General features: G+C 36.5%; 15 protein-coding genes, 2 tRNA genes and 1 other RNA gene. 6 read left to right on the top strand and 12 right to left on the bottom strand.

The features are described from left to right. Window positions 1–10: 10 nt before the first annotated feature. A complete protein-coding gene (locus tag O5633_RS05785; protein ID WP_269611187.1) occupies window positions 11–1,120 on the bottom strand; it encodes a PIN/TRAM domain-containing protein in 1,110 nt (369 codons plus the stop codon). Between the two features lie 108 nt (window positions 1,121–1,228). On the opposite strand from O5633_RS05785, the gene hemW reads away from it, so the two are divergent. Then, on the top strand, window positions 1,229–2,458 hold the full coding sequence (gene hemW, locus O5633_RS05780; protein ID WP_269611186.1) for a radical SAM family heme chaperone HemW: 1,230 nt from the start codon (window positions 1,229–1,231) through the stop codon (window positions 2,456–2,458). Here hemW and panB read toward each other — a convergent pair. Next, window positions 2,400–3,218, bottom strand: coding sequence for a 3-methyl-2-oxobutanoate hydroxymethyltransferase (panB, locus tag O5633_RS05775; RefSeq protein ID WP_269611184.1), 819 nt, complete (start codon window positions 3,216–3,218; stop codon window positions 2,400–2,402). The genes hemW and panB overlap by 59 nt on opposite strands. Window positions 3,219–3,260: 42 nt before the next feature. On the opposite strand from panB, the gene ffs reads away from it, so the two are divergent. Further along, window positions 3,261–3,357, top strand: an RNA gene (gene ffs, locus O5633_RS05770) — signal recognition particle sRNA small type. 25 nt (window positions 3,358–3,382) lie between these two features. On the opposite strand, the gene ftsZ is transcribed toward ffs, so the two are convergent. The 6 genes from ftsZ to O5633_RS05740 form a co-directional block, all read right to left on the bottom strand. Beyond that, window positions 3,383–4,486: a cell division protein FtsZ gene (ftsZ, locus tag O5633_RS05765; protein ID WP_269611183.1), complete on the bottom strand. Its 1,104-nt coding sequence runs from the start codon at window positions 4,484–4,486 to the stop codon at window positions 3,383–3,385. Between the two features lie 163 nt (window positions 4,487–4,649). Next, window positions 4,650–5,477 (bottom strand): cell division protein FtsQ/DivIB, encoded by an 828-nt coding sequence (locus O5633_RS05760; protein WP_269611182.1) that lies wholly within the window; start codon window positions 5,475–5,477, stop codon window positions 4,650–4,652. After that, window positions 5,465–5,875: a hypothetical protein gene (locus O5633_RS05755; protein WP_269611181.1), complete on the bottom strand. Its 411-nt coding sequence runs from the start codon at window positions 5,873–5,875 to the stop codon at window positions 5,465–5,467. The genes O5633_RS05760 and O5633_RS05755 overlap by 13 nt, the downstream gene beginning before the upstream one ends. Before the next feature lie 36 nt (window positions 5,876–5,911). Next, window positions 5,912–6,973: a D-alanine--D-alanine ligase family protein gene (locus tag O5633_RS05750; protein WP_269611179.1), complete on the bottom strand. Its 1,062-nt coding sequence runs from the start codon at window positions 6,971–6,973 to the stop codon at window positions 5,912–5,914. Window positions 6,974–7,025: 52 nt separating this feature from the next. Further along, complete coding sequence (gene miaB / locus O5633_RS05745) at window positions 7,026–8,417, bottom strand: tRNA (N6-isopentenyl adenosine(37)-C2)-methylthiotransferase MiaB (RefSeq protein WP_269611178.1); 1,392 nt, start codon at window positions 8,415–8,417, stop codon at window positions 7,026–7,028. Between the two features lie 61 nt (window positions 8,418–8,478). Continuing rightward, a tRNA-His gene (locus O5633_RS05740) sits at window positions 8,479–8,551 on the bottom strand. Between the two features lie 201 nt (window positions 8,552–8,752). On the opposite strand from O5633_RS05740, the gene O5633_RS05735 reads away from it, so the two are divergent. Together O5633_RS05735 and O5633_RS05730 are read left to right on the top strand one after the other, a co-directional pair. Continuing rightward, complete coding sequence (locus O5633_RS05735; protein ID WP_269611177.1) at window positions 8,753–10,072, top strand: amidohydrolase family protein; 1,320 nt, start codon at window positions 8,753–8,755, stop codon at window positions 10,070–10,072. Then, entirely contained in the window at window positions 10,065–11,417 is a 1,353-nt protein-coding gene (locus tag O5633_RS05730) for an FAD-binding oxidoreductase (RefSeq protein WP_269611175.1), read from the top strand. Before O5633_RS05735 ends, O5633_RS05730 begins: the two co-directional genes overlap by 8 nt. 16 nt (window positions 11,418–11,433) lie before the next feature. Here O5633_RS05730 and O5633_RS05725 read toward each other — a convergent pair whose 3' ends face one another. The 4 genes from O5633_RS05725 to murA form a co-directional block, all read right to left on the bottom strand. Continuing rightward, window positions 11,434–12,681 carry a bifunctional folylpolyglutamate synthase/dihydrofolate synthase gene (locus tag O5633_RS05725; RefSeq protein WP_269611174.1) on the bottom strand — a complete coding sequence of 416 codons (1,248 nt, stop codon included), beginning with the start codon at window positions 12,679–12,681 and terminating at the stop codon, window positions 11,434–11,436. Further along, window positions 12,660–13,841, bottom strand: a complete 1,182-nt coding sequence (locus O5633_RS05720) for an aspartate aminotransferase family protein (RefSeq protein WP_269611173.1) — start codon at window positions 13,839–13,841, stop codon at window positions 12,660–12,662. The genes O5633_RS05725 and O5633_RS05720 overlap by 22 nt, the downstream gene beginning before the upstream one ends. A gap of 8 nt (window positions 13,842–13,849) precedes the next feature. Further along, window positions 13,850–13,931: transfer RNA gene (locus O5633_RS05715), tRNA-Leu, on the bottom strand. 39 nt (window positions 13,932–13,970) lie between these two features. After that, complete coding sequence (gene murA, locus O5633_RS05710; protein WP_269611172.1) at window positions 13,971–15,347, bottom strand: UDP-N-acetylglucosamine 1-carboxyvinyltransferase; 1,377 nt, start codon at window positions 15,345–15,347, stop codon at window positions 13,971–13,973. 242 nt (window positions 15,348–15,589) lie between these two features. On the opposite strand from murA, the gene O5633_RS05705 reads away from it, so the two are divergent. Beyond that, window positions 15,590–16,426: a TrmH family RNA methyltransferase gene (locus tag O5633_RS05705; protein ID WP_269611171.1), complete on the top strand. Its 837-nt coding sequence runs from the start codon at window positions 15,590–15,592 to the stop codon at window positions 16,424–16,426. Beyond that, the gene (lpdA, locus tag O5633_RS05700; protein ID WP_269611170.1) at window positions 16,423–17,865 is read left to right on the top strand and encodes a dihydrolipoyl dehydrogenase; all 1,443 of its coding nucleotides are present in this window, start codon (window positions 16,423–16,425) and stop codon (window positions 17,863–17,865) included. Before O5633_RS05705 ends, lpdA begins: the two co-directional genes overlap by 4 nt. Window positions 17,866–17,878 lie beyond the last annotated feature (13 nt).

Raw genomic sequence — 17,878 nt, 5'->3', positions numbered from 1 at the left:
CTAGCTAGATCTAGCCTTGAGATGCTTTTGTTTTTTCAAATTTGTTCGGTGGCTGATCATTTGAAGCTTTACTAAAAACCATTCTGCCTGTTGGTGTTTGTAATGCTCCAGTCACAACTACTTCTATTCTTTTACCGATCCATTGGAGACCCTCCTCAATAACAACCATTGTGCCATCTTCAAGATAGGCAATACCTTGTGAGTTTTCCTTACCTTCTCTAACAACTTTTAAATTTAACTTCTCACCAGGTTGAACTTCAGGCCTAACTGCAAGTACTAAATCGCTTAAGTTGAGAACTTTGATTTCTTGGACTAGAGCCACTTGAGATAAGTTGTAATCGACTGTGATTAATATTCCTGAAATATCTGAGGTTAACTTTAAAAGAATTTCATCAGTCCCTTCTCCTTCATATTTTGTACTGTTGATAACTAATCTTCTTCCATAACTTTCTCTTAGTTGGTTGAGTAATTTTAGACCTCTCCTCCCTTTTCCTCTTTTTTCATTGTTACTTGAATCAGCTAATTTTTGTAGCTCATCCATAACTGACTGGGCTACGATTATTTGACCTTCTATTAGCCCAAATCTTAGGAGGGACTGAATACGACCATCAATTATCACGCTGGTATCTAAAACTTTTGCACTGGCTGGAGTAAGAATCCCATCTGCCATTAACAAAGATTCAGTGCTATTGGGATTGAACAGACGTAAAACGGTTCGACCGTGAACATCGGCAAGGTTATATCCAAGAACTCCAAAAAAAATGTTGCTAAGTACAGCAAAAATAGGCTTTACAAAAAATAATTCAGCTGGTAAGGGTAGAAGAAGTACAGGAACTAATAAAAGGGTTGCTATGACAAGTCCAAGAACGATGCCAACAGATCTACTAACTAGTAGATCTGTTGGCATCGTTCTTATCCTTTTAGTTAATTTATTTCTAAATTGCTGAAAAAGGAATGCTATTAAAAGCCCGACGAGAGCGGTTAATCCTGATAGGGCAATTTTTAAATTTTTGAGATTAGTAATATGGTTTAAAGTCTCTTCTGGTAACCAATTCACTCCAATCCATCCGGTGATTGCACCTGATATAAGAAATAAAACCAGAATAACTAGGTCTGCCATATATTCAGGTTATGCTTGCTTCTCGTTTTTTACTAAAGCTTTATTTATTTTCAAAGATTTGGATTGTAAAAGTGACCATTTATTTGGATTTGTATATCTAGAGCTCAAATGGTAGCCCCACCAAGAAGTGCATATTTGCATATACCCTTTTGCCATAAAAGATGTTTTTACTGTGATTTTTCCATTATCCCTTTAGGTGATAGCGCTCAAGTTCCAGGTAGTCCAGGGATAACTTCTATTAACGCATATTTGGATTTACTTCATAGAGAGATTTCAATTGCACCTAGAGGTCCTGCATTGTCAACAATCTATTTTGGTGGTGGAACACCTTCTTTGTTGAAAAAAAATGAGGTGGGTGATTTGTTGAAAAATCTTCAAAGAAAATTTGGATTTCAAGATGGTGCGGAGATAACTATGGAGGTTGATCCTGCAACATTTTTTGAAAATGATCTGAATGGATACATAGAAATTGGAATCAATAGATTTAGCTTAGGAGGTCAGGCATTTGATGATATTACTTTGGCTTCTATTGGTAGAAAACATAATTGTTCTCAATTAATAGAGGCTTGTAATTGGGTAAATAAATTATTTAAAAAAGGAATGCTAAGAAGCTGGAGTCTTGATTTGATTCAAAATCTCCCAGGATTAAATTTTTCTAAGTGGATTAAAAATTTGGAACAAGCAGTTCATACGGAAGCCCCACATTTTTCAATCTATGATTTAACCATCGAACCAGATACTGTTTTTGGAAGAATTCACAAAAAAGGGCATTTGAATATCCCCATTGAATCTGAAGCTCAAAAAATAGATTTTGAAACCAATAGATTTCTTAAAAGTAAGGGTTTTTCTAGATATGAAATTTCAAGTTATTCATTGCCTGGTCATGCATCTAGACACAATCGTATGTATTGGAGTGGTTCTGGTTGGTGGGGTTTTGGGATGGGGGCGACAAGTGCTCCTTGGGGGGAGAGGTTTTCTAGACCCAGAACAATTGCTGGTTATAGAAAATGGATTGATCAGCAAGAGAGTCAATTATTAGAGAAAAGCTTGTCTTATGAAAAGTCAAAACCAATGCCATTGGATGAACTACTGATGATTGGTCTCAGAAGACGTGAAGGTGTTCATTTGGAGGAACTTGCTAAAAATGCTGGATGGACGCAAAAAGAATGCGATAAAAATTTAGAATTACTGGAGAAATTTTGGCTAAATTCTTTAAACGAAGGATCTCTATTAAAAAAGAATGGTAGGTATTTTTTAAGTGATCCTAATGGAATGCAAATCAGCAATCAGGTATTGATTCAGATGTTTTTGTGGTGGGATTCTCTTGGTTTGGATTAGTGGATTTAATCCATTTTTTTAGAGCTTCAATGCAAAGTTCTCGTCCTGAAAATAAAGGCTTTGCAAAAGGTGGCTGTTCAACTGAAAGGCCAAGGATATCAGCTGTAACTCTTACCTGACCATCGCAATCATTTCCTGCGCCAATGCCAATTACAGGAACTATCAAATTTCTTTTTAATTTTCTGGCAATTTCCTCTGGAATATGTTCAACGACTATTGCAAAACATCCTGATTCTTGAAGCTTTTCGGAATCTTTGAAAATTTTATCTTGACTATCTTTATCTCTTGCTTGCGATTTATATCCAAGCTGATGAACTGATTGCGGAGTTAAGCCAAGGTGGCCCATTACTGGGATTCCCATCCTTATAAGTCTTTTAATGACCAATAAAGTCTCAGGTTCAGCTCCTTCAAGCTTCACTGCTGAAGCACAGGAATTTTTCAGTAAAGTTCCAGCAGCTTCAACCGCCTTGTCTTCTCCACACTGATAACTTAAGAAAGGGAGATCACAAACTACTAAAGGTTGATTAGCGACAGGGTTAGAAAAACCTCTACAAACAGCCTGTGTGTGGTGAAGCATTTGATCAAGTGTTACGGGAAGAGTCGTTGCATGTCCTAATACGACCATTCCAAGTGAATCCCCCACCAGAACAACATCAGCACCAGATGCTTCTACTATTGAGGATGAGATAGCATCCCAAGCAGTTAATACAGTTATCTGTTTGCCCAACTTTTTAAAACGAACCAAATCTGTGGTTAGCATTTAATTCTTAATAACGTGGTTAGCTATTGCTAGAATATTATTGACTCGGCCCCATGCGGCTGTGACGCCTAAACCTGGTCAGGACCGGAAGGTAGCAGCCATACTGGATGCTCAAAGCAGGCGTGGAATCCGGGTCACCTTAATATTTAGTAGGTCTATAAATCTCAACGATTTTGTCTTAGACGTAAAAACTCTGGTATTGAGGCACCTGCTTCCTTGGCTTCTGATTGATCGTAAAGAGATTGAGGTGAAAGTCTTGCCCTATTTCTTTCATTTGAATAAATCTGATTACTGTCAAATCCAGTTGCAATTACTGTTACCTGAATCTCCCCCTCGAGCTTTTCGTCAACAACTGTACCTACTATTATATTTGCTTCTGGATCTACTACATCTGATATAACCTCAGAAGCAGATGTCATGTCTTCAAGAGTCATATCTTTTCCTCCAGTTATATTTATTACGCATCCTTTTGCTCCATCTATTCGAGCTGCTTCTAAAAGAGGACTATTGATTGCTGCTTGGGCGGCTTCTAAGGCTCTAGATCTGCCGGACCCTAAGCCAATCCCTAAAAGAGCAGTTCCAGCTTCTGTCATGACAGAACGCACATCAGCAAAATCTACATTCACTAATCCAGGACATGTAATTATATCGCTTATTCCTTGAACTCCTTTCATTAGAACATCATCAGCGCTTCTAAAAGCTTCTTGCAAAGGTGCTCCAGAAATTACGTCTTTTAGTCTGTCGTTTGGGATAACAATTAACGTATCTACATTTTCTGCAAGCCTTGCGATACCTTCATCAGCCTGTCTTAAGCGACGTTTGCCTTCAAAACTAAATGGTTTAGTTACTATACCAACTGTCAAGGCACCACTTTCTTTGGCAACCTGAGCAACAACTGGAGCTGCTCCCGTACCGGTTCCACCTCCCATTCCTGCAGCAATAAAGACTAGATCTACTCCTTCTAAGGCTTGTTGAAGGTCAGCCCTTGATTCCTCCGCAGCCTTTTGTCCAATGCTTGGATTGCCGCCTGCACCAAGCCCCCTAGTTAAGCTTTGACCTAGTTGAACTCTATGAGTTGCAGATGATTGGATTAGAGCTTGAGCATCTGTATTGAGTACTCGGTAAGTAACTCCATCAAGATCACTATTGATCATTCGGTTGACGGCATTACTTCCTCCACCCCCAACACCAATAACCTCAATACGTGCAGATTGACTGGGTAGGATTCCTTCATCCATGTTGAAACTAGATTTGTTTCCAATTCCCATCACCATATTCAGGATTAGATCTTGTTTTGGGCATTATGAACATCATCCATGAATTCTGTTGGTTTATTGGTTTAAATTGATTAACAAATTAATTTCTTAAATCATCTAAAAAAGACTCTCAATATCTTATGAATTCATGCAAAATCATGTCATAGCAAGCCTTTTAATCGCTATCTATAAGGATTTTTTCGATTTTTAATTCTGGTTTACTGGGATCTTTAAGATCTACGACTTTTACTTTTGTGTTGATTAAAAGATTTGGTAATGATTTTTGTAGCTGGTTTAAATTATTCATTTGCTCGATCAAGCGATCTGTATCAGAGCCTAGAAGAACTGAATTGAAGTGCTCGGTTTTTATGCTGATTTCTTGGAGAGGATTTATTTTGATTTTTTGGAGAGGGCTTTGAAGAATAAATCTATTTTTAATTATTTTTAGAATTTCTTTTTTTTTATTTGAATTCCAATTTTCTATAGATAATTTTATTTTATTTTTTTTTGATTTATTTAGAAATTGCAGTGGTATCCAATATCCTTGAATATCAATCATTCCATTCTCGACATTTTTGGAAATAACTCGACTCGCAAAAGCGATTGGTTCTCTTTCTAAAACATTTAAATGAACTTCAGGGGGGAAAATTTTGCGGCTTACGGAAACTTTTTTGATTGGAAGCTTTTTTATTAAATAAGATTCGATTTCTTTTGGATTTAATTCCAACAGGTTTCTAGGGTAAAAAATACTAGTAACTTTTTTAATATCATTTTCTGTTATTCCAGAAAGACCTGTTATTTTCGTTTCATCAAAACTTATTGGTTTCCATGCCTGATTTACAAATGTAAGAATGAGAATAATTGAAGTGGTTGAAAAAAAAAGTAATTGCCAAAGTTCAATTAGAAGATTTTTGCTCTGAGAAACATCTGAGACTTTTATGGATGAAATAGGATTATTTTTATTTAATTTGCTTACTTTTTTTTTTGAGTTTAAAGGTCGCATCTTGCTTTAGACATAAGTTTATCCATCCATTGGCGTGCACGTTCAGCATCAGAAAAAGGTACATCTTTTTCTTTGCCTGAACCAACAAGTCTAAGTCGGCATCGCCCTTGAGATTCTTTTGTTAAGGGCGCTTCTCCCGAACTAAGTGCCATTAGCTCAATCATTTCTAATTTTTTAACTTCGAAAGTTGCTTCCTCTTTGAAACGACCAGCTTCAAAGCTGCTCCAGCATAAAATGCCATCTTTTAATCGAGCAGCACCTGTTCCATCAAGCTTGGCCAGCTCTGAACCTTTAGCCCAAATCAAATAAAGATTCTGTCGCCTTCTTTCTAGCCAGCCAAGGGAAGCTATGAGAATAAAAGCCATTAATAATGGCAACCAAAGGAGACCGTGAATCATTTTTTGAAAAAGAGATCTAAAAATGTCATGGTTGATTTATTCTCTAGCTATTTCTATGAGACTAGCAACAAGTTTTTCTAGTTTTAATCCAGAAGCTTCCCAAAGCATTGGATACATGCTCGTTTTTGTAAACCCAGGCAAGGTATTTACTTCATTGATATAAATCTGTTGCGTGTTTTCTTGATAAAAGAAATCGACTCTTGCCAAACCAAAAGCATTAATAGCCTTACATGCCTCGATAGCTAGATTTTGTATCTTATTAGATATCTCTATATTCAAATCAGCTGGGATAATTGTACTACTTAGATTTGCATCATATTTTGATTCATATGTATACCAATCAGTTTGAAATTTAACTTCGCCAATAACTGATGATTTCATTATGGACTTTCCTAATACTCCACATTCAAGTTCTCTTCCTGCAATATTTTTTTCTATTATAATTCTTTCATCATATCTGGCTGCAATTTCTATTCCATTGATTAGCTCTTGCTTTGAGTATGCTTTAGTTATGCCAATAGAAGATCCTAGGTTACCCGGCTTTACAAAACATGGATAGCTTATTATCTTTTCTATTTGATTAAAAATCGACTTCATAAATAATTTATTCAATATATTCTCTTTGTGTAAATAAACATATGGAGCTTGAGGAAGATTAAATGATTTAAAAATTGATTTCATTGCTATTTTATCCATGCCTAGAGATGAACCAAGAGTTCCTGATCCAACAAAAGGTTTTCCTGTTAATTTAAATAATCCTTGAATAACTCCATCTTCCCCGTTTGGACCATGTAAAGCGGGGAACCATACATCAATCTTGTTACTTTCTTTTGGAAGATTAGTGATCCTATCCATGGGGTCTTTATGGCTTTCAGTTGTTATAGTTGATTCTTTGTTTTCAAATAAAATTGACTTTGAGTATTCTGAATCTTCCCAAAAACCATGCTTATCTATGTAAATTGGATTTACAACAAAGCGATCACTATTTAAAGAATGAGATAAGGCATTATAAATAGTTTTAGCTGATTCGATAGAGACTTCATGTTCGCTTGAATTTCCACCAAAAACAAGTCCAATAGTGAGTTTTTTATTCGACATATCTATATAATTCTGAATATTTTATAAGGTAGTTTATTAAATTCATTAATCTTTATAGCAATCTTCCAGTTAAAGAGAATGGACGTATTTCATTGATTTTTATATTTACTATTTCTCCGGGTTGATGCGATTGTCTATTGCTTGAGAACCTTGGAAAAAATGTTAATCGATTTGTTCTAGTTCTTCCCATTAATTGTGAATTGTCTTTAGAATTTATATTCTCAATGAGTATTTCCTGTGAAGAGTCTTTGTACCTTAAATTCCTTTCCTTTGCGGTCTTTTCGACTAAGTTATTTATTTCTCTTAGTCGATCAATTTTTATTGTTTCAGATAATTGATTAGGCCATAAAGCTGCTGGTGTATTGGGTCTTGGAGAATATGCTGCAGTATTGACAAGATCAAATTTAACATCTTCTATAAGTGATAATGTCTCTTCGAATTCATCTCTTGTCTCGCCAGGAAAAGCTACAATTGCATCAGAAGTAATAGATGACTCCGGCATTATTTGTTTTATATAATTTACAATATCTTTATAGGTTTGAACAGTATATCCTCGACCCATATTTTTAAGTATTTTATTACTTCCACTTTGGAATGGGATATGAAAATGTTCACAAATCTTAGGAAGCTTTGCGCATACATCTATTAACTCTTTCGTAAAATACCTAGGATGACTTGTGGCAAATCTAATACGCTCAATCCCTACAATATCATGAACATATTCTAATAAATATGAAAGTGTTAATTGTCCAGATTTATTAAATTCATAAGGTTTAAAGTCTCTGCCATAAGCATCTATATTTTGCCCTAAAAGGGTTATTTCTTTATATCCAATTCTTGCTAATTCTTCTATTTCATTTTTAATAGCTTGAGGAGTTCTTGATTGTTCTTTGCCCCTAACGGAGGGGACTACGCAATAAGTGCATCGCTCATTACATCCATAGATGATGTTGACCCAACCGCATATAGAGCTCTCTCTTCTTGCCGTTGCTATGTCTTCGTATATGTGCTGTTCATCGGTTGCCAATACCTGGTGTCCGTTATCAACTTGATTAAGAAGAGTCTCCAGCCGATTTGCATGCTGAGGCCCCATTACAAGATCTATTTCAGGAACTCGTCTTAATAGGGATTCACCTTCTTGTTGCGCTAAGCATCCTGCAATGATGATTTTCAAATGTGGATCTGATTTTTTCCTCCTAGCTTGCCTTCCTAAATAACTATAAACTTTTTGCTCGGCATTATCACGAATAGTACACGTGTTATAGAGAATTAAATCTGCTTTAAGTTCCTCCTCTGCAAGCTGATAGCCCATTGTTTGTAAAATGCCTGACATTCTTTCTGAATCAGCTTTATTCATTTGACATCCAAAAGTGGTAATCCAATAGCTCCCTCTCTTAGTCCTGAAAGATGTGCTTTTTTTATTAGGAGCTATGGATGCTGTCATCGCAGTTTTATTTTCCCCTGGGGAAAAAGATTTTTAGATTGATTCCAAAGAAATGTTCAAGGGCGAGCGAGGGGATTCGAACCCCCGAATAGCGGCGCCACAAGCCGCTGCCTTAACCACTTGGCGACGCCCGCCTTGTGCTATTAATCTACCAAAATCATTTTGAGATTCCAGAATGATTTTGGTAAAAAAATATAGCTTGATATTATTCTAAATAGTACGGATTGAAATTATCACTTTTTATATCTTGATCACAACGCAATTGACCTATATTGAAGTTAGTGTGTAATTAAAACCCGGATTAATAAAAGCTCGGGATTGAAGTTTATTCAAAAGTGAATTTCGCAAAAAATGTTGAATTGATTGCAAGCCCTCCAAAGTCTGGGCGAATAGATGTTCTTGTTCCAAGATGTTTGATTGGTAATGGACAGGATGTATTAGGAACTTCAATTGATAAAGAGGGATTGTCATCCATTCAAGTTGAGTGGAGGGATGGAACGATTACCTCAATTAAGGGTTTAAAAGAAAGCTCTAAAGTTCCAGATGAAATTCTTCTACCAAGATTTGCTGAACCTCATGCACATTTAGATAAAGCATTCTCATGGTCACGTTCATCTAACTTGATGGGTACTTACCATGAAGCATTAGAAGCGAATCTGAGTGAATATGAATTGAGGTCCAAAGATGAATTAATTTTCAGCGTTGAAAAGTCTCTCAATCTTGCTCTTGTTAATGGGATAAGGGCAATTAGGTCCCATATTGATAGCTTTGGAAAAACTGCGATGCGAGATTGGGATTTATTGGACAATATTAGAAAAAAATGGCAAGAGAAAATTTTCTTACAGTTTGTAGCTTTGGTTCCATTGGATTTTTGGCAAACTTGTGAAGGTGAGCTTTTGGCTCAAAGAGTTGCCTCTAATGGAGATCTTTTAGGTGGGGTAATAGCCCCTCCTTTCAACAAGAGGAAGACTTTTAAGTCTTTATTACATTTAGTGCAACTTGCAAATAGACTTAATTGTGATATTGATCTACATATTGATGAGTCTCAGTATTATGCCGCTGGAGGATTGAAATTGCTTTTTGAAGTATTAGGTCAAGTTGAAAACGAGATATCAATAACTTGTAGTCATTTAAGCAGTTTGGGATTGCTAAGAGAAAAGGCGATTTCACATTTGGCAAAAAAAATGGCTAAAAATAAATTAAAAGTTGTTGCTTTACCACTAACTAATTCTTGGCTTCTTGGAAGAAAAGATCGATCTACTTTAATTAAGAGACCACTGGCTCCAATATTTCAACTTCAAAAGGCTGGAGTTGTTGTATCTGTTGGAGGAGACAATGTAAATGATGCATGGTTTCCTTTATCTAATTTTGATCCAATAAATTTAATGGCTTTTTCTATGCCAATTGCTCATTTATCTCCCTGGGATAGATTAGGCCTTTCTCCGTTTACCTCATCTGCAGCACACGTTCTTAGCCTTCAATGGGATGGCCTTTTTCAAAAGGGAAGCCCTGCCGATTTTATTTTGTTAGATTCAAATAGTTGGGTAAAAGCTTTGTCTGACAAACCTAAACGAAGAGTAGTAGTTAATGGTGAATTCTTGAATGAATTGCCTAAAATAAAAAATCAATATTCACAAGTGATGAGCCATGATTAATAAAGAGAAAATAGAGTTGCTTTTAAAAGAACTAAAATCAATTTCTGATCTAGAGGTTTTTCAAAAAAATAATGATTTAAAAAGGTTCTCTAAAGATTTCTTTGATTATTCACCAATATTGATTAATGAATTAAAAGATTGTGTCGCTGACATAGTCGTTCGACCACTTTCGGTAGATGCAATTATTATTGTGGCTCAAATTTGTAATAAGCATTCAACTCCTTTGACTCTTAGAGGTTCAGGGACAGGAAACTATGGGCAGTGTGTTCCTCTTAATGGTGGAGTTGTTATGGTTATGTCCGGTCTTAAGAGAATTAGAAATTTCAATTCAAAATCAGGTGAAATTACAGTTGAATCTGGTTGTTTACTTAGAGATATAAATGATGAGTTGATTAAGCATGGTCGTCAGTTGCGGTTGCTTCCAAGTACATGGAGAAGCGCCTCAATTGGTGGCTTTATTGCTGGTGGTTCAGGTGGAATAGGATCCGTTCGTTGGGGATTTCTTCGAGATCCTGGGCATTTGCAATTCTTAGAAATAATAACGACTGAGGATCCACCAAGAAAACTAGAATTGAACGCAAATAATTCAGAGGCTTTGAATCATGCTTATGGAACTAACGGAATTATTACCGCGTTGAAATTAACAACTGCTCCATATATAAAATGGCAACAAATAGTTGTCGATTGTTTTGATTGGAATCAAGCTGTTGACTTGTTAAGCAAATTTAATCGTGCTGCACTGGAACTTTATTTGGGAACTTTATTAGAAAAAGAAATTGTTAATTGTCTTCCACATTGGTCTGGTGAACCCTCAGGTAAACATAGGATTTTACTGTTAGTCTCGCCTGATGGTATTACTACAATCGAGCGTCTTGCAAAATCAGCCGGTGCTGACTTTTATGACTTAGGACCGGAAAATCTGAAAGCAGGAACAGGCCTTCGAGAGCTTTCTTGGAACCATACAACTTTACATATGCGTGGCATTGACCCTAGTTGGACATATTTGCAAATGCTTCTTCCTCAGCCAGAATCTGAAATGATGAGAAAATTGAAATCTCAGTGGGGATCAAATCTTTTATGGCATTTGGAATGTGTTCGTCAAAATGGAGTTCAAAGAATAGCCTCACTCCCGCTTGTTAAATGGCAAGGTGAAGAAGCTATGAATCAATTAATCAGTCAATGCAAAGATCTTGGTGCAGTGATTTTTAATCCGCATACAATCACTGTTGAAGATGGAGGCCTAGGTGTAATTGATTCTGATCAAGTGCAAGCTAAGAGTAATTTTGATCCAAAAGGGATTCTCAATCCAGGTAAACTCAAAGGGTGGAATCTAAAAGTCAATTGATTTGATTTCTCTATTTTTAAACAATATAACTTGTCAATATTTTTCTTTGAAAAAGATCACCTATTAAATATAGCGATCCTGAAATGACAGGTGGTGGAGATGGCCATCTATGTTGTTTTTTAAGTGTTGATAAAACTTCTTCTACACTAAGTGCTTCTTTGATTTGGTCTTTATATTCAGGGCAAAAACTTAAAACTTTATCTTTTGACCAGCTTTTTTGGCCTGGGACAGGAACTATCCAAGCTACATCTTTTTCTCTAATTAGCTTACGCAAAATGCTTCTCAAGTCTTTTCTTATTTGAATCCCTAGTATCCAAATAATTCCACTTTCTTGATCAGTCCATGCGTCTCTTTCATTTGATAATTGCTTAGCCGCATGAGGATTATGTGCACCATCAACAACTATGGGCATCCCTTCCCATTTTGTTGTTTGAAGTCTTCCAGGCCATTTAGCAAGAGATAAGCCTTCTCGAATTTGTCCTTCAGAAATATTCCATCCAATATTTTTTAAGGATTCAATAACCCTTTTGGCTACAGCTGCATTTTCTTTCTGTATTGAGCCTGATAGACCGAGTTCCCAGTCTGATGAGATTGGATCTACCCAATGAATAACTGCTTGTTTCCTCTTAGCAGTCTCCTCGAAAACTCTTTTTACAATATTATGTTGAGCAGCTGTAATGACAGTACTCTTTGTAGTTATTACAGCTGCTTTCTCAATAGCTATCTTTTCTAGATTATTGCCTAAGTATTCACAATGATCAAGCCCAATAGCTCCAAATGCAATAATAGGTCTATATTGATGCGCGGTTGTTGCATCAAGTCTACCTCCAAGCCCTACTTCAAGAATAAGAAGCTCAACTTCCTTTAAAGTAAAATATTGAAGTGCTATCGCAATAACACATTCAAAAGGAGTCAATCTATATTTTTTTGCAATAGGAGTAAGAGACAGGCTTAATGATTGAAATTCTTCTTTTGATATTGGAGTCTTGTTGATACATATTCTCTCGATCCAATCAACTAAATGGGGAGAAGTGGTAACTCCAGTTTTGATATTTACTAAGCTAAGAACACTATTTATAAAAGCCGCAATAGAGCCTTTCCCATTTGTTCCTGCTATGTGAATAGCAGGTATTTTTTTACAGGGATCTCCCATGGCATTAATGGCCAATGACATACGATCTATGCCCAGATTCATATCTTTATATTCTTTGCTCTTGCTTTCAAAAATGAAATTCGATTGAGCTATGAAAGTTTCATCAGACATTTGTCTAGTCTCGATAAAAGCTCGTTGATTTCTTTTTTTGTAATAGTTAGAGGAGGTACTATTCTTAATACTTTTACACCAGCTGATACTAGAAGAAGTTTCTCTTCTAAGGCGGATTTGACAATATCATGAGATGTTATTTCGATATTGTCTTTTATAACGAGACCTTGAATAAGCCCAACGCCTCTAGTGGAAATAAATATGTCTGAATATTTATTTGAAAGTTTAATTAATCCTTCTTTTAATTGAGCCCCTCTCTCGGTGACTTTATTTAGGAGGTCTCTTTTTTGTATTTCTTTTCCAACGGTTAGAGCTGCTCTGCAAGCGAAAGGATTTCCTCCAAAAGTGCTTGCATGATCACCGGGTTGAAAGACATCAGCCAATTGATTAACCAATAGAGCACCAATGGCATGACCTCCACCAAGTCCTTTGGCTAGTGTGAAAACATCAGGTTCAATACCCAGTTGTTCATATCCCCAAAGAGTCCCTGTCCTTCCCATTCCAGTTTGGACTTCGTCAAATATTAATAAAACATTGCTTTGGGAACATTTTTTTCTTAAGAGCTCAAAAAATGATTTTTTTCCAATATTTATGCCTCCCTCACCTTGTATAGGTTCAAGAAATACAGCTGCAATTTGTGGACCTGATTTTTCTAAATCATCAAATAGATTTTTAAAAGATTCACTGTCGTTATAAGAAAAAAACTTAAATCCTTCAACCATTGGCTCGAAACCTTTGTGGTATTTCGGTTGCCCCGTAGCACTTACAGCTGCGAGTGTTCTTCCGTGAAAGCTTTCCTTTGCGCAAAGAATGACTGGGTTGTCGATGTTACGTTCAATATGGCCATATTTTCTTGCCAATTTAATTGCAGCTTCATTTGCTTCAGCACCGCTATTGCAAAAAAATGCACTCTTGGCAAAACTTTGTGAAGTTAACCATTGAGCTAGTTCTTCTTGCTCTGGTATCTCGTAAAGGTTAGATACATGTTGAAGTCTTCTTAATTGTTTTGATAAGGATTTGATTAATGCTTTATCACTGTGGCCTAGTGAACAAGTTGCAATGCCAGCTACAGCATCAAGATATTTACGGCCTTTTTTGTCCCACACCCATGAACCTTTACCCCTGCTGAGATCTAAGGGAAAACGATTGTAAGTTTTCATCAATGAAGTGGGAGCGGTCGGACTTGAACCGACAAACCCGAAGGTGCCGCATTTTGAGTGCGGTGCGTCTACCAATTCCACCACGCTCCCATATGCTTATTTTATGTCAAAACTAGCAAAAATATGAAACTAAGCTGCATTTTTTTGAGTATCAATATTGTCTTCATTAATTATTTTGTTAGAGAAAGAACTATGAGATGTTGTTTGATCAAATTTTCTTGAAATAATAGAACCTGCATTAGTTAATTTTTCTTCTAACTTTTCATAGCCTCTATCTAAGTGCTCGAGGCCCGTAAAAATACTATTTCCTTTAGCAGAGAGACATGCAAGGATAATGGCAGCAGAAGAACGTAAATCTCCTCCCTTTACATTTGAACCTATAAGTTTTTTTACTCCTTTTATGTGAGCAGTATTGTTTTCTAGATAAATGCAGGCGCCCATTTTATTTAGCTCCAAAACATGTTGCATTCTCTTCTCAAAAACTCTTTCTTTGATTTTGCTTGAACCTTTAGCTGTGGCCATTAATGACATAAATGGAGCCTGAAGATCAGTTGGAAAGCCAGGAAATGGACTTGTGGTTATGTCAACTCCTGAAACCTCTCTTGGAATAATTTTTAAATGATGATTCCCATGATGAGATATTGAACAACCACATTCTTGTAATTTTGAAATAACAGCGCTCAAATGATTTGGGATTACTGGACCAATAATGAGAGGCGATCGTGTTATTGCTGCAGCAATAAGAAATGTTCCTGCTTCTATCCTGTCGGGGATAACACAATGAGAAGTCCCGCTTAAAGATTCCACTCCAATAATTGTGATTCTTTTTGTTCCAGCTCCAAAAACCTTTGCTCCCATTGAATTAAGCATTTTCGCAAGATCCTGGATCTCTGGTTCTCTAGCAGGATTCGATATTGTTGTTTTGCCTAAAGCTAAGCAAGAAGCCATCAAGATGGTTTCCGTAGCTCCAACGCTAGGATATTTAAGAGTAATATTTGCTCCACGTAATCTTTTGTTTTTGGTTGAAACTTGAGCTTTTACAACATCATTTATAACTTCAACTTCCGCTCCTAAAGCTTTTAGACCATTGATATGTTCATCAATAGGTCTTGCTCCAATATTGCAACCACCAGGTAAAGGAATTTTTGCTTCTCCAAGTCTTGTAAGTAAGGGTCCAACACAGAAGAAACTTGCTCTCAAGCTATGAACTAATTGATAGGGTAATTCAACGTTATGAATTGACTCTGAATTAATCTCGATAGAATTATTTTTTTTAGTTAACTTTGCGCCCAAATTACGGAGAATCTCTGACATGACTTCAATGTCCGTAAGTTGTGGGACATTTTTAATGAGGAGTTTTTCTTTCGTAAGAAGAGACGCAGCCATTAAAGCTAGCGAAGAATTTTTTGCCCCACTAACTTTTAAAACTCCACTAAGCGGACGCCCTCCTTTTACCTCCAGATGTGGCGGAATAATATTCCTTTTAATTGTCGCCACACTACTCATATTGGAGCGAACTGCTTACCCAGCCATAATGCCAAGTGGATTTAAAATAGTCCAGTCAAACTTAGTGAAAATTGATGGGTTCAAATTAAATATTGATAATGTTGAAAGTTTGAATAAAATTTTAATATAGTTTCTATTGAATTTAATAAGAAAATTCAGTTTTTATTTAAATGCAAGAAACTGTTCTGCTTTTCAAAATTTAAATAATTTGAGGTTAGAAAATTAATAATTCATATTCGCCATTGATTACAAGTAAAAGAAACCCTTTGGTTAGAAAATTAAGGGGTCTTTTGAAAAAAACTGGACGTGAAGAGCATTCTTCTCTTTTGCTTGAGGGGTCTCATTTGTTAGAAGAGGCTTTGAAAACAAATTTTTTGCCAACAGAAGTTATTGCAACTTCTGAATGGTGTAATGAGCATGAGGAAATTTTAAAAAAAATAGCTTCAAGATCTTTGCTAACCCTTGTAACTACAAATGTTTTAGAAGCATCATTATCAACAGTGACACCTGATGGTGTCGCGGCGATATTCCCAATACCAGGTTTACCAAAGCCCGTAAAAGCCCCAAAACACATTTTAGCTTTAGATAGGATTCAAGATCCTGGCAATTTGGGAAATTTATTTCGATCAGCCCTTGCTGGTGAATATGAAGTCATGTGGTTGGCTTCTGGAGCAGATCCCCTAAATCAAAAGGTTTTACGATCCTCAGCTGGCTCAGTTCTTCATTTACCTTTTGAACGGATTGGAGATTCATCCTCTTCAAGTATTGAAATGCTTGTTTCAAAACTCAATATTGCAATTGATAATAATTATCAAGTAGTAGGAACAATTTCACCGAATAAAATTACTGATAAGAAAGTGAAACCTTATTGGGAATTAGACTGGGATCTCCCTACTGTATTGGTTCTTGGTAATGAAGGCTCAGGTGTTCATTCTTCAATTGAAGCCTGTTGTTCAGACTTTGTTACGTTGCCTCATAGCTCATTAGTTGATTCACTAAATGTGGCATCTGCGGCAGTTCCTCTCTTGTTGGAGCGACAAAGAGTAAAAATGGTTAAGGGTATCCAAAAAAAACCGTGAGCGAAATTTCTTTTGACTTTGACTTAATTGTTGTTGGAGCTGGATATGGAGGTTTTGATGCTGCTAAACATGCAGCAGAGGCTGGTTTGAAAGTGGCGATTGTCGAATCAAGAGAGATGGGCGGAACCTGTGTCAACAGAGGCTGTGTCCCTTCTAAAGCATTACTAGCAGCCAGTGGTAAAGTTCGTGAGCTTGCAAATGTTCCTCATCTTTCTGAATTTGGCATACATTCCGCTCCAGTTAGATTTGAACGTAAAAAAATTGCCGAACATGCAAAAAATTTAGTTGAGACAATTCGGAAAAATCTAACTAAAACATTAGAAAGATCGGGAGTTGAGATACTTAGAGGAGAAGGACGTTTAGAAGGTAATCAAAAGGTCGGTTTAAGAGAAACAAATGGAGTTGATAGAATTTTTTCCGCCAGAGATATTATCTTGGCTACAGGCTCAGACCCTTTTGTACCGCCTGGAATTGAAATTGATGGACGAACTGTTTTCACAAGTGATGAGGCTATTAATTTAGAGTGGTTGCCAAGATGGATTGCAATAATTGGTAGTGGCTATATAGGTTTGGAATTCGCTGATATTTATACAGCTTTAGGTTGTGAGGTAACCATGATTGAAGCTCTTGATAAAGTAATGCCTACTTTTGATCCTGATATCACGAAAATTGCTTCAAGAAACCTAATTGATAAAAGAGATATTGAAACTCGAGCTGGAGTGTTCGCTACTAAAGTTAAGCCAGGTTGTCCCGTCGAGGTCGAGCTTACAGATGCTAAGAGTCGAGAAGTAATTGAGGAGTTACAAGTTGACGCTGTTCTGGTCGCAACAGGCCGAGTACCGTCGACTAAAAATCTTAATCTACAATCTGTTGGAGTTGAAACAACGAGAGGTTTTATTCCAATTGATGATCAGATGAGAGTATTGGTAAATGAAAAACCAGTTTCTAATCTATGGGCAGTGGGAGATGTTACGGGTAAGTTGATGTTGGCCCATACCGCTGCAGCGCAAGGGAGTATTGCCGTAGAAAATATTTTAGGTAAAGCAATAGAAATTGATTACAGAAGTATTCCTGCAGCGACTTTTACTCACCCTGAGATAAGTTCCGTTGGACTTTCGGAAGAAGAAGCAAAAGATCTAGCGAAAAATGAAGGCTTTGAACTTGGAATTGTTAGAAGCTATTTTAAAGCGAACTCTAAGGCTTTGGCTGAATTAGAAAGTGATGGAATTATGAAGTTGATTTTTAATAAAGAGACGGGGGAGGTCCTTGGGGCTCATATTTATGGATTACATGCGGCTGATCTTATACAAGAGGTTTCTAATGCAATTTCTAGAAGACAACGAGTAAATGATTTAGCAAAAGAAGTTCATACGCATCCAACATTAAGCGAAGTTGTAGAGGTTGCCTATAAACAGGCATCTTTACAAATAAAGAAGTAGTAAATCAAATTTT

This window comes from Prochlorococcus marinus str. MIT 1013, assembly GCF_027359395.1.
GTDB lineage: Bacteria > Cyanobacteriota > Cyanobacteriia > PCC-6307 > Cyanobiaceae > Prochlorococcus_B > Prochlorococcus_B marinus_E.
Note: the sequence above shows the minus strand (reverse complement) of the source record. Positions and strands in the feature narration are given on the sequence as shown.

Excerpts from the sequence above, each read along its gene's own strand:
- O5633_RS05785 (WP_269611187.1), bottom strand. The coding sequence starts at position 1,120 with ATGGCAGACCTAGTTATTCTGGTTTTATTTCTTATATCAGGTGCAATC.
- hemW (WP_269611186.1), top strand. The coding sequence starts at position 1,229 with ATGGTAGCCCCACCAAGAAGTGCATATTTGCATATACCCTTTTGCCAT.
- panB (WP_269611184.1), bottom strand. The coding sequence starts at position 3,218 with ATGCTAACCACAGATTTGGTTCGTTTTAAAAAGTTGGGCAAACAGATA.
- ftsZ (WP_269611183.1), bottom strand. The coding sequence starts at position 4,486 with ATGGGAATTGGAAACAAATCTAGTTTCAACATGGATGAAGGAATCCTA.
- O5633_RS05760 (WP_269611182.1), bottom strand. The coding sequence starts at position 5,477 with ATGCGACCTTTAAACTCAAAAAAAAAAGTAAGCAAATTAAATAAAAAT.
- O5633_RS05755 (WP_269611181.1), bottom strand. The coding sequence starts at position 5,875 with ATGATTCACGGTCTCCTTTGGTTGCCATTATTAATGGCTTTTATTCTC.
- O5633_RS05750 (WP_269611179.1), bottom strand. The coding sequence starts at position 6,973 with ATGTCGAATAAAAAACTCACTATTGGACTTGTTTTTGGTGGAAATTCA.
- miaB (WP_269611178.1), bottom strand. The coding sequence starts at position 8,417 with ATGACAGCATCCATAGCTCCTAATAAAAAAAGCACATCTTTCAGGACT.
- O5633_RS05730 (WP_269611175.1), top strand. The coding sequence starts at position 10,065 with ATGATTAATAAAGAGAAAATAGAGTTGCTTTTAAAAGAACTAAAATCA.
- O5633_RS05725 (WP_269611174.1), bottom strand. The coding sequence starts at position 12,681 with ATGTCTGATGAAACTTTCATAGCTCAATCGAATTTCATTTTTGAAAGC.
- O5633_RS05720 (WP_269611173.1), bottom strand. The coding sequence starts at position 13,841 with ATGAAAACTTACAATCGTTTTCCCTTAGATCTCAGCAGGGGTAAAGGT.
- murA (WP_269611172.1), bottom strand. The coding sequence starts at position 15,347 with ATGAGTAGTGTGGCGACAATTAAAAGGAATATTATTCCGCCACATCTG.